The 11,591-nt window shown below is 40.3% G+C and carries 12 protein-coding genes; 7 read left to right on the forward strand and 5 right to left on the reverse strand.

All coding sequences use genetic code 11. The features are described from left to right. Window positions 1-8 precede the first annotated feature (8 nt). Both tilS and Q0037_RS02425 read right to left on the reverse strand, forming a co-directional pair. Window positions 9-1,316 (reverse strand): tRNA lysidine(34) synthetase TilS, encoded by a 1,308-nt coding sequence (tilS, locus tag Q0037_RS02420; protein WP_297514923.1) that lies wholly within the window; start codon window positions 1,314-1,316, stop codon window positions 9-11. A 16-nt stretch (window positions 1,317-1,332) separates the two neighbouring features. After that, entirely contained in the window at window positions 1,333-2,622 is a 1,290-nt protein-coding gene (locus Q0037_RS02425; protein WP_297514926.1) for an anthranilate synthase component I family protein, read from the reverse strand. 174 nt (window positions 2,623-2,796) lie between these two features. Between Q0037_RS02425 and Q0037_RS02430 the strand changes: the two genes are divergently transcribed. The 6 genes from Q0037_RS02430 to Q0037_RS02455 all read left to right on the forward strand — a co-directional run bounded on the left by Q0037_RS02430 (window position 2,797) and on the right by Q0037_RS02455 (window position 7,282). Then, window positions 2,797-3,693: a DUF4349 domain-containing protein gene (locus Q0037_RS02430; protein WP_297514929.1), complete on the forward strand. Its 897-nt coding sequence runs from the start codon at window positions 2,797-2,799 to the stop codon at window positions 3,691-3,693. Window positions 3,694-3,771: 78 nt separating this feature from the next. Beyond that, complete coding sequence (locus Q0037_RS02435; RefSeq protein ID WP_297514931.1) at window positions 3,772-4,149, forward strand: DoxX family membrane protein; 378 nt, start codon at window positions 3,772-3,774, stop codon at window positions 4,147-4,149. Continuing rightward, window positions 4,149-5,027, forward strand: coding sequence for a hypothetical protein (locus Q0037_RS02440; protein WP_297514932.1), 879 nt, complete (start codon window positions 4,149-4,151; stop codon window positions 5,025-5,027). Before Q0037_RS02435 ends, Q0037_RS02440 begins: the two co-directional genes overlap by 1 nt. Window positions 5,028-5,191: 164 nt before the next feature. Continuing rightward, window positions 5,192-5,737, forward strand: coding sequence for a heme NO-binding domain-containing protein (locus Q0037_RS02445; RefSeq protein ID WP_297514935.1), 546 nt, complete (start codon window positions 5,192-5,194; stop codon window positions 5,735-5,737). 26 nt (window positions 5,738-5,763) lie between these two features. Further along, a complete protein-coding gene (locus tag Q0037_RS02450; RefSeq protein ID WP_297514937.1) occupies window positions 5,764-6,888 on the forward strand; it encodes an ATP-binding protein in 1,125 nt (374 codons plus the stop codon). Between the two features lie 7 nt (window positions 6,889-6,895). Beyond that, the gene (locus tag Q0037_RS02455; protein ID WP_297514939.1) at window positions 6,896-7,282 is read left to right on the forward strand and encodes a response regulator; all 387 of its coding nucleotides are present in this window, start codon (window positions 6,896-6,898) and stop codon (window positions 7,280-7,282) included. A 66-nt stretch (window positions 7,283-7,348) separates the two neighbouring features. Here Q0037_RS02455 and lpdA read toward each other — a convergent pair whose 3' ends face one another. After that, the gene (gene lpdA / locus Q0037_RS02460) at window positions 7,349-8,752 is read right to left on the reverse strand and encodes a dihydrolipoyl dehydrogenase (RefSeq protein ID WP_297514942.1); all 1,404 of its coding nucleotides are present in this window, start codon (window positions 8,750-8,752) and stop codon (window positions 7,349-7,351) included. Window positions 8,753-8,874: 122 nt separating this feature from the next. Beyond that, window positions 8,875-9,327, reverse strand: coding sequence for an Lrp/AsnC family transcriptional regulator (locus Q0037_RS02465; RefSeq protein WP_297514944.1), 453 nt, complete (start codon window positions 9,325-9,327; stop codon window positions 8,875-8,877). Between the two features lie 156 nt (window positions 9,328-9,483). Here Q0037_RS02465 and Q0037_RS02470 point away from each other — a divergent pair, with 156 nt between their 5' ends. Continuing rightward, complete coding sequence (locus Q0037_RS02470) at window positions 9,484-10,701, forward strand: aminotransferase class I/II-fold pyridoxal phosphate-dependent enzyme (RefSeq protein WP_297514946.1); 1,218 nt, start codon at window positions 9,484-9,486, stop codon at window positions 10,699-10,701. 59 nt (window positions 10,702-10,760) lie between these two features. On the opposite strand, the gene Q0037_RS02475 is transcribed toward Q0037_RS02470, so the two are convergent. Continuing rightward, the coding region (locus Q0037_RS02475; protein ID WP_297514947.1) for an amino acid permease C-terminal domain-containing protein at window positions 10,761-11,591 on the reverse strand (831 nt) is incomplete at its 5' end.

Below are 11,591 nucleotides of genomic sequence, written 5' to 3' on the forward strand. Positions count from 1 at the left end.
AAAATTTCTCATTCGGAAAAGGTAATTTTTAGTATCATTTGTGTTTGTTCCGTCACTTTAAAGCGGTCGTCGGCACGTTGGCCAATCACCCACACTATTTTGTTTCCAGAGCACAACAACCACTGCCGTTCTTTATCGGTTAGGCTGAACTTTTCATCCTTAAAAAACTTGCTCAGTTTTTTCGTACCATGCAATCCAAAAGGGTGAAAAAGGTCTCCTTCTTGCCATTTGCGAAGCGTTAACGGATACTCCAGCAAATCAGCGTCCACAAATATAGATGAAGGCGATGCATTTTGAATGTCACTTACATTACAAAACGTCAATTTTAGGGGAAAATTAAGATGCAACTGGGTTCGGTCAATGGTATACACCGCTAAACGTGGTTCATGCCGAGCCGCCAAAACCAAGTGGGTTCGGTTTTTAAAAAGGATAAAATCAGGCGCCAATACCTGCTTCCCTGTTTCGGCAAAGGGCAATTGATATATGTCTTCCCACGCTGTAAACCCATAACTTTTTAGCCAATAATACAAGAGCGCTCTGAAAGAGGGTACATTATTGAGTGGACGAATGGCCAAATGAAATTCGTTTCCATGCTGGGTAAGATGCTGTTCCAAAAAATTAGCCACGGCCCAATCGGCTAAAGTCTTCGTTTCTTGTAGATAAGCCAAGGTTTTTTGAAAATTTTCCAACAAAGCTGGATTCATCCCCTTCAAAACAGGCACGACTTCATGCCGGAGGGCGTTTCGTTGGTAGTAGGAATTCCCGTTGCTTGAATCTTCACGCCATGAAATAAGGTACGCTGCGGCATAATTCTCAATCGTTGTTCGGGAAAACGGCAAAAGAGGACGCACTATGGTTCCGTTTTGAGCGGGAATCCCTGTAAGTCCGTCCCAACCCGTGCCCCGTGTGAGATTAATCAAAAAGGTTTCCAACACATCATCCGCTTGGTGGGCAGTCAACACATAATCATATCCTTCCCGCACCCGCAAGGTTTCAAACCAATCATAGCGTAACTGACGGGCGGTCATTTGAATAGACAAGCCTTTTTCTTCTGCAAAAACGGCCGTGTTAAATCGGTTAACAAAAAAGGGAATGCGGTTTTCACGGCAATATTCTCGAACAAAAATTTCATCGGCATCGCTTTCTTCGCCACGTAAACCAAAATTACAATGCGCTACGCCAACGGTCCAATCCAATTGGCGGCACAAAGCGAGCAATACCATACTGTCAATCCCACCGCTCACAGCGATAAGACAACGGTGGTGTTGCAAAAAAGGGAAATTTTGGTTGATATGGTCTTGAAACGCGTTTAACATACCCAAAGATACAGATTTATTTGCCGCCCAATACGTCTTGCATCGCTTTTGCTTTCAACAAACATTCGGCATATTCATCCTTGGCATTCGCTTGAGCTGTAACCGCACTACCGACGGAAACGGAAACATAGCCTTTTTGGGCATTGTAGGCAATACTGCGAATAACCACATTAAAGTCGAAATCCCCCTCTGGAGTAAAATACCCCACTGCCCCACTATAAATACCACGCTTTGTCGCTTCAACTTTTTCAATGATTTGCATGGCTGCAATTTTGGGCGCTCCCGTCATACTTCCCATGGGAAAAGTGGTTTGTAAAAGTGAAACGGGAGGACAATCCTCGGCCACAGTGCTGCGAATGGTAGAAATCATTTGGTGGACTTGCTTGAAGGTATATACTTCACACAAGGCTTCAACGGTTACACTTTCTTTTTCGGCCGTTCGTGACAAGTCGTTACGGACCAAATCAACAATCATAATATTCTCAGATCGCTCTTTTTCGTTACGTTGCAAATCGAACTTCAATTGGGTATCTTCCTCTGGGGTCTTTCCGCGTCGCGCTGTCCCTTTGATGGGTTGCGAAATAACCGTAGTTCCCGATTTTCGTAAGTAGCGTTCGGGAGAAGCTGAAAGTAAATAGCGGGAATCTTGTTTTAAAAAAACAGCAAACGGGGGTTCGGAGCGCGCATTCAATTGAAAAAATACCTCTTGAGGATTGAGTTTCACACCTTCTTGAAAAAATTCCATACAAAAATTGACCTCATAAATCACCCCTTGTTGGATGTAATGCAAGAGTTCTTGAAATTTTTCATGATACGCTTGTTCGGAGATTCGAGCGCGTAAAGGAATTGAAGGCGCCTTTGAACGAGATAACGTCTGTACTTCAATAGCGGCGAGATCGGACTCCAATTCTTCCGCCCAACCGTTTAAATAGGCACCAAAAAGCTGACCTTGATAGGAATAGATTATTTTTTTAGGTTGGAAAAAAAACAAATCGGGAAACGCCAAGCCATCGTAATTGTGGGAATGCAAGTCTTCGGTATCGTTTTTTAAATCATAACTCAAATACCCAAACAACCAATCGCGGGTTTGGGACTGATAGGCTTGCAATTCGGCAAACGCTTGATGGGTATCGGTTTGTCGAACGGTAAATGCATCCCACGCTACGATCCAATCGAACTTGCTGTACAAATGCGTTTGTTCATTGGACTCGAGAAAAACTACTTCGCGGGCTTCTTGCGTATATTGAAGTAACTTTTTTTTCCACAAAGGGGTGACTTCAATGGATATGGGAAAGGTCGATCGCATACGGTCAAAAGTAATGCATTTTCATTCGGAATAAAAACGTGTTTTGGCTTTGGCACGATTTTTATAGTTTACGATTAAAACCACATTAAAAAAAACCTATTTCTTTTAATCTAACTCATTTTATGCAATAAAAATACACTTAATCACTTATTGTATCACTTTAAATTTTATTGTATGAAAAAAAGGGCTTTTTTCCTGTTGAGTGCAGGAATGTTAATTACAAGTGTGGGGTGTCAAAAGCAGGAAGCTGATCACGCCTCAGCCATGAATGCTGCCGATTCGGTCGCCGTGGCTTCCAAGGGAATGACTAGTGAAGTCGCCAAACCCCTAATTGGTTCCAAAAAAAAGTTTGTCCGTAGCGGCGATGCGCGAGTTAAAGTAAACAACGTGGTAAAATCGACCCATCGAATTGAACAAGTCGTAAGTAGCGCGGGTGGATTTATTACCCAAAGCGATTTGGAGTCGGTTGTGGATCGTCAAGAAGAAACCCAAGTAAGTGCTGATAGTGTTTGGGTAACCACACAATACCATACCCAAAGTACGCTCACCTTGCGTATTCCTGAGCGGGAATTACATTCGGTACTGCAACACATTGCCCAAGAAATTGTGTATTTGGATTACCGAAAACTCGGCGCTGAGGACGTGACGTTACAACTTTTGAATCAAACACTTGAGCAGCAGCGGCATCAAAAAAGTGCGGAACGTTTGGAGCAAAAAATCGATGACAATAAAGGCCGTTTAAATCCCATTATTACTGACGAAAAGGAACGCAGCGACAAGCAAGCCCAAGCCAATGGAAAATTCATCGAGAAATTGGCCTTATCTGACAAAGTGAATTATGCCTCGCTTACCTTAGCCTTATATCAAGAACCGGCGGTGCTCAACGAACGAAAAGCACTCTTCAGTGTTCCAGAGCGGTTGCGTCCTTCCCTTGGGTTTCAATTGTGGGAAAATGCCAAAATGGGATGGTCAGCTTTGGAACAGGTGATTTCCTTTCTGATTCTCTTTTGGCCTTTGGGCGTCTTGGGAACTATAGGATATATAGGATATCGGCGTTGGGGGCGAAAGTAAAAACCAAACCATCGGAGGAATCCGGTGGTTTTTTGTTTTATATAATTTTGTAGATTTGGTACATTAAATGTTTGCATCATGAAAGTAACCACACTGGTTATCCGCATCCTTTTGGGTGGACTAATGGTTTTTGCTTCCATTGCCTATTTTTTTAACCTTGGCAATTCTGAACCCCCTGTGGGAAAAATGGCTGTATTCATGCAAGGTTTGAATGCTTCGCAGTACATACTTCCGTTGGTAAAAGGGATTGAATTGATAGCAGGCTTGGCCCTAATGAGTGGCTTTTTTCCTCGAATTACTCCGCTAGTTTTACTTCCAATAAGCCTCAATATCGCCATGATTCACTTGTTTTTAGATCCCAAAAATTTAGCTATTGCTTTCTTTGTTTTAGGAGCTAATTTATATTTAATCTTACAACAGTGGAACAATTATAAATCGCTTTTAAAAATTCGATAATGTTCAAATGGAGTTTGATTTTCTGGATAAGTGGATTTAGTTTGTTTGGGCAAACGGAAACCAATTTGGTTTTTGATGTTCATTATGGGGATGCGGTACAAGAATGGGTAGCGTTTCCCTCTTTAAAAAAACAAGGCCAATTTGTGGCAGGCTATCTTTATGTTTTACCCCAAGAAGGCATTGTATTCCACTATTATTCGAGTTTTCATTTGGGTACTTCTAACGAAATTGTCCCTGATGGCATTGATACACAAGAGTTGAATCGTATTCGATTGGGACGGGCATACAACTTTAAAATGGCCCGATTACTGGAGGAACACCGACAAAAATTACAATTGCCGCTCCAACCCCAAGGTTTTTCATACCATTATATAGTTGATGAAATTCAGCGTCGCTATTTGACCGGGAAGATCCTCAATTCGGACCGAGAATTTGATCGGGCGCAGGTATTTTTAGAGAACGTCTATGAAAAGAATCCCCATTATAGTGGTGTCGAATTGGAATTAGCCTATTGTTACAACGGCATTCGTAGGTACGATTTAACCATTACGTTATTGACCAAAGCCTTAGAAAATGATGCATCGCAACCGTTATTTTACAAAGAACTTGCCTTTGCCTTTTTGAATTCAGGCATGGTTACGATGGCGGAAAAAACCTACCAGCAATGTTTGGAAAAAACGCACGATAAAGGATTAAAAAGCGAAATTGGTTCCAGTATGGCCTATTATTTTTACCTTCAAAAAAAGGAGGAAAAGTTTAAAGAATGGCAGCAAGTTGTCGATCAAAATGCTGACCCAGAATCGCAATACCAATTATTCATGCAACAATTGGAAAGAAATTGGAACAATCGCCCATCGCATGAGATAAAAAAAATGTAAAATGGTATATTGCTAAAAATCAAATCATAAAAATGTAAATTTAAGAAGTGTTTTAAGATATTTTTCTACAAAAATAAAATGCAAAACGTTAAATGATTGTAATTTATCTGATTTCTATTTTTTTGTAAGTTTTTTTTTCTTAATTTTAAGAAAAGTAAAAAGCTATGCATGGAGTCGTAAATCAAGCGATCGAAGGATTAATTACCCAACGCTTTGGTGCTGAAGCTTGGGATGAGATTCGTATTGCTTCACAATGTGAAGACACTACCTTTTACAATAACCACAATTATTCGGATACAGTAACCTATGCTCTTGTTGTCAATGCTTCCAAAATTTTGGATATGGATGTGCATACCTTACTCTTTGAATTTGGAAAGTATTGGGTGCTAACTATTGCCGCTGAAAAATATGGAGCTCTTTTGCATTCAGCAGGAAGTGGTTTGCAAGAATTTTTAATCAATTTACCCAATTTTCATAGTCGTGTAATGTTGTATTATCCCGAAATCACACCCCCAGAGTTTAAGGTAATGGAGCGGTCTGATACTACTTTGGAGTTACACTATTTCTCGAAACGACCTGGATTACATCCCTTTGTTTCTGGAATACTAGTAGGATTGAGCGACTTTTTTGAAACCCCTATGCAAATTGAATTAATTGATACTACATTTGAAGATGAGTATCATAAAAGTATTTTTTCGCTTCATTTCTGAGTACGATTCCCCAAAACCTACCCAAAATGCAAACCCTAAAAAAACTATTTCCATTCTACCTTCGTCTCGACAAAAAACTCAATATTGTCGAATACGGACGGAGTATGGAAAAATTTTTGGATCAAAAAGTCCGTTTTGAAGACAACTTCAAATTCATAAGACCCAACTTTGGAATTACATACACTTTTGAATCTATCGTTGAATTCATGAATCAAGTGTTCATCTTGGAATTGCATAATCATCCCAAAAAAATTCGCTTTAAAGGACAGTTCATCATTCACAATGAACATGAAGATGAACTTTGGTTTTGTGGTTCGCCTTGGCTACTTTCTATTGAAGAAATGCAAAACCATGATTTATTTGTGACCGATTTTGCACAACATGATTCGGCTATTGATACGATTTTAATGCTCAATCAAAACTTGCTTAACTTACAAGATAACAGCAAGATGATTGCAGACTTAAAACAGAAAAATGAACGTTTGCAACAAGTCAACGAGCGGCTCGACGCAATTATTTATGCGATTACCCATGATTTCAGAGCCCCGCTGTTGGCCAGTATTGGTTTGCTACAATTGCCTGAGACAATGGTATTGGAAGAGCTACCAGAGATTTTAAACACCTTAAAAAGGTTGGATCGTACCATAATTCATCTAAATGAACTGTCTAAAAATGAAAAAGTAGCTTTAAAATTCACTCTTATTGATTGGGAGGAACTGATCCATGAAAGTCATCATAACTATACTGTTATTTATGATACCAAAATCCCTATTCAACTTTCAATTTCCGAAACTACACCCTTCTTTTCAGATACGTTTCGTATTCGGACAATTGTCAACAATTTAATTTCCAACGCCATAAAATACTCTCGAACTTCTTTGAGTGAGGCGTCTTATATTAAAATAAACATTCATACCGCTCCCAGCTCTTGTATTTTTACCATTGAAGATAATGGAGAAGGTATCGACGATAAAAATTTGGAAAACATTTTTAAACTCTTTTATCGTGCTTCCGTTAAATCACAAGGGAACGGTATTGGACTTTATATTATTAAAGAAATGGTACACTATTTAAAAGGAACTATTGCAGTAAAATCGATCAAAAATGAAGGCACCACGTTTACACTAAAATTCCCTAATCAAAAAACTTAATAATCGCATGAACACGCATTTTTACATCATTGACGACGACGAGCTTTTTTTAAAATTAGGAAAAATATACCTAGAAATGGGGAGCTGTACCTCGTCGGTAACCCTATTTAATGATGCGACCGAAGCGCTGAAAGTCATTGAAAATATTTCGGAAGTTATTACCGATCGATATGTGTTTTTTTTGGACTTGAATATGCCTATTCTCAATGGATTTGGCTTTTTGGATGCTTTGGAGAAAAACCCAAAACAGCTGCACAAAAATATACAGATCTATGTACTAACTTCATCTGTTAACTATGAAGATATGGAACGTATTAAACAATACAAAACGGTTTCTGAATACCTAAATAAACCCATGACACGAGAAATGGTGCAACATATTTGCACTTCCTAGTAACACAAACCATAAAAAACCCCGATGTAAAATGCCATCGGGGTTTGTTATTTTTAAAGTATGCTGTTATACATGCAAAGCGCGATTGTCGGTAGCAGCTAAAGCGGCTTCTTTGATGGCTTCAGCAAAAGTAGGATGAGCATGCGACATACGCGTTAGATCCTCGGCTGAAGCACGGAATTCCATCGCTACAACTGCTTCTGCGATCAAATCGGCACATCGGGCACCAATCATGTGCATCCCTAAAATTTCATCGGTTTTGGCATCGGCTAAAACTTTTACAAATCCGTCCAAATCGGCACTGGCACGCGCACGACCCAAGGCTTTAAACGGGAAACTACCTGCTTTGTATGCGATACCTTCGGCTTTCAATTGCTCTTCAGTTTTCCCTACACCAGCTACTTCAGGCCAAGTATACACTACACCGGGAATCAAGTTATAATCGATATGGGGACGTTGGCCAGCAATAAATTCGGCTACCATCACGCCTTCTTCTTCCGCTTTGTGCGCCAACATGGCTCCTCGAACGACATCGCCAATAGCATAAATATTGGAGGCTGTCGTTTGCAAATGATCGTTTACTTCCACTTGACCGCGTTCTGTAATTTTTACTCCTGCAGCTTCCGCATTCAATCCGTCAGTATATGGACGACGTCCGACCGCTACCAAACAGTAATCGCCTTCCAATACCAGTTCGTTTCCTTTGGCATCATCAGCTTTAACCGTTACTGCTGTTCCTTTACGGGTCACTTCTTTCACTTTATGGGAAGTGTAAAACTTCATGCCTTGTTTTTTCAACACTTTGGTCAATTCTTTAGAAAGTGCTCCATCCATCCCCGGAATGATACGATCCAAGTACTCTACTACAGACACTTGAGCGCCCAAACGCAAATACACTTGTCCCAATTCAATGCCAATAACGCCACCACCAATAATTACCAAATGCTTGGGTACTTCAGTCATTTTTAAGGCTTCCGTTGAAGTAATAACACGTTCTTTATCCACCGTAATAAAGGGCAATGAAGAAGGTTTAGAACCCGTAGCAATAATGGTATACTTCGACTCTACAACCTCGTTCGAACCATCATTCTTCGCCACATTGATATGGGTGGCATCCACAAACGAACCTACCCCTTCAAATACGGTAATTTTATTTTTATCCATCAAGAACTTAATCCCGCCACAGGTTTGATCCACTACTTGTTGCTTGCGCTCAATCATTTTGGCCAAATTGACCTTCACTTTCCCAGACACTTCAATACCGTGATCGGCAAAATGTTTCAACTCTTCATAATGATGCGAAGAAGCCAACAAAGCTTTGGAGGGAATACATCCCACGTTTAAACAGGTACCTCCCAAAGTGGGATATTTTTCAATAATTGCGGTTTTAAATCCCAATTGGGCGCAACGAATGGCTGCAACATAACCGCCGGGACCTGATCCAATAATCGTGACATCAAACTGACTCATAGAACTGATTTTTGTTGTGTTTTACAAATTGTAAGGCAAAATTACGAATGTTTTTTGGGTTCCCCTCTACAGAATGAGAAGAAAAAAAGTGTTTCTCTTTCTTTCCTTCTTTTCATTTTCAGTTATAATGTAAAGGCGGTTGAATTTTTGATTTCCCCAATCATGAAGGAACTGTGTGTACTGCCAATATGCTGCAAGCGTGTCAGTTTGGTTACCATAAAATCGCGATAGGCCTCCATATCCTTCACAGCGATTTTTAGAATATAATCGTAATCGCCACTCACATGAAAGCACTCCAAAACCTCAGGGAGTTGCACTACTTCGGCTTCAAAGCGAAATAAATAATCTTTGGTATGTTGGATTAACTTGATATGACAAAAAACGATAAACGATTGCTCAATTTTTTTTCGATCCAATAAAGCTACATACCCTTTGATAAGTCCTTCGCGTTCCATCTTTCGAATGCGTTCATAAACGGCGGTGACCGACATTTGCAGTTTTACTGCCATTTCTTTGTTGGTCATTCGGGCATCATTTTGCAAAAACCCAACGATTTTTTTGTCGATTGCGTCCATCGGATAAATTTTCAGGAAATAAGTTAGAATTGTGTAAAATTAAAAATATTAATCTAATAATTTTTCTAATTATAGTTTCATTTTCTATAATTTAAAATATATATTGAAAATCTATAAGTATACATCGATATTTGAAAAACTAATTCATTACATCCTATGGAAAATCAACATCCCTTAGCCTTTCATCCGGCCGATTATATTCAAGACTTGCAATATTTTGGTGAATTTGGGGGCGTGAATCCCTCGATATCAGATTCTTCCACCTATACCTTTTTGTCGGCCAAAACCATGTTTGACACTTTTGAAGGCAATGCCGAAGGATGTTATTTATATTCGCGTCATTCCTCGCCCATGAATTTGTATTTGGGTCAGGCCCTTGCCGCTATGGAGGGAACCACGGGAGCCAACGTTACCGCATCGGGGATGGGAGCCATTACTTCGGTATTGTTGCAGCTTTGCGCTAGTGGGGACCATATTGTTTCGAGTCGCACGATTTATGGCGGCACCTATGCGTTTATGAAAAATGTATTGCCCAAATGGCACATTCAAACGCATTTTGTAGACATTACCAAATTGGATGTAGTTGAAGCGGCCATTACCCCTCATACCAAAGTGTTGTATTGTGAAACGGTGAGCAATCCCCTATTGGAGGTAGCTGACATACAAGGACTGGCGGATTTGGCCAAAAAACATGGCATACAACTCGTTGTCGACAACACCTTTTCTCCTTTGCAAGTCGCGCCAGCGCAATGGGGTGCCGATGTGGTGATTCACAGTTTAACCAAGTTTATCAATGGAAGTTCCGATACCGTAGGTGGTGTTATTTGCAGCTCGCAAGAATTCATCAATGATTTGCGCAATGTCAATGATGGGGCTTGTATGCTGTTGGGACCTACGATGGATAGCTTGCGTTCGGCTTCGATTTTGAAAAACCTGCGTACGTTGCACATTCGTATGAAACAGCACAGCCATAACGCGATGTTTTTAGCCACACAATTTGAAAAAGACGGATTGAAAGTGGTCTACCCCGGATTAAAAAGTCACCCCAGTCATGCCATTTTAACACGACAAATGAATCCCGAATACGGCTATGGCGGCATGATGACGTTGGATGTGGGAACGTTGGACCGTGCCAATGCCTTAATGGAATTGATGCAACACAACAATCTTGGGTACTTGGCGGTAAGTCTTGGGTTTTATAAAACTTTATTCAGTGCCCCAGGCACCTCTACGTCAAGCGAAATTCCGTTGGAAGAGCAAAAAGAAATGGGATTGACCGATGGCTTGATTCGTTTTTCGATAGGCCTGGATAATGACATAGAACGTACGTATCAAAAAATGACCGAGTGCATGCGGCAGTTGGGGATACTATAACCGATTTGGACTAACTATAAACAAAAAGGCATCGATTTAAGATGCCTTTTTTTGTGTCGTTATGATGCCTGATTCAACTTACTATTTTTATAACTAAAACCAAAATAAATCGATAATCCAATAAGGAGCCAAATCGAGAAGTACAACCAATTCCAAACACTCAATTCGGCCATCATGTACAAGCAACTCACCAAACCTAGTAACGGAATTAAGGACAAATTCTTTTGATAGGCCCAAGCACCCAAGGCCATGAGTACAATAATAAAAATCCACATGGGTATTTTGTGCGAAAACAAGGCCCAACCCGATTCGTATTTCAATGCGGTATCAATGGGCAATGCATCCACTAGCGAGTGGTAGGCTTTAGCATCTTCGGCAAACGATTGAAGTGTTTTTTCTAAATCGACTTCTTTGGTTTTTACTAATTTTAAATCATACAAATACTGAACCACTTGGGCCGCCTCAGCTTCTTTTAATGAAGTCACTATCGTCGTTGGACTGTTGAGTTGTTTTTTATTGGTTATAAAATCGACCACCCCTTGTTTATTGAAGTAAAAGGAGCCTATCAAGCCTAAAAATAACAAGACTGGAAAAATGTATTTGGCGTTGATGTAGGGGGTTTTAAACTTACCACGAGGTACATCGGGACGGTTTTGCAACACCAATACCCCGGCACAGACCAAAACAAAAGCAAACAAAGTACCAATACTACACAAATCGGTCACCAAAGTAAGATTTAAGAAAAGAGCAGGAATAGCCACTACAAATCCGGTCACAATCGTAGCATACGAGGGCGTTTTGTAGCGCGGATGCACACGTGAGAAGCGTTTTGGCAATAATCCGTCGCGACTCATGCTCATCCAAATACGAGGTTGCCCCATTTGAAAAAC

Origin of the sequence: Flavobacterium sp. (assembly GCF_027482425.1) — a bacterium.
GTDB lineage: Bacteria > Bacteroidota > Bacteroidia > Flavobacteriales > Flavobacteriaceae > Flavobacterium.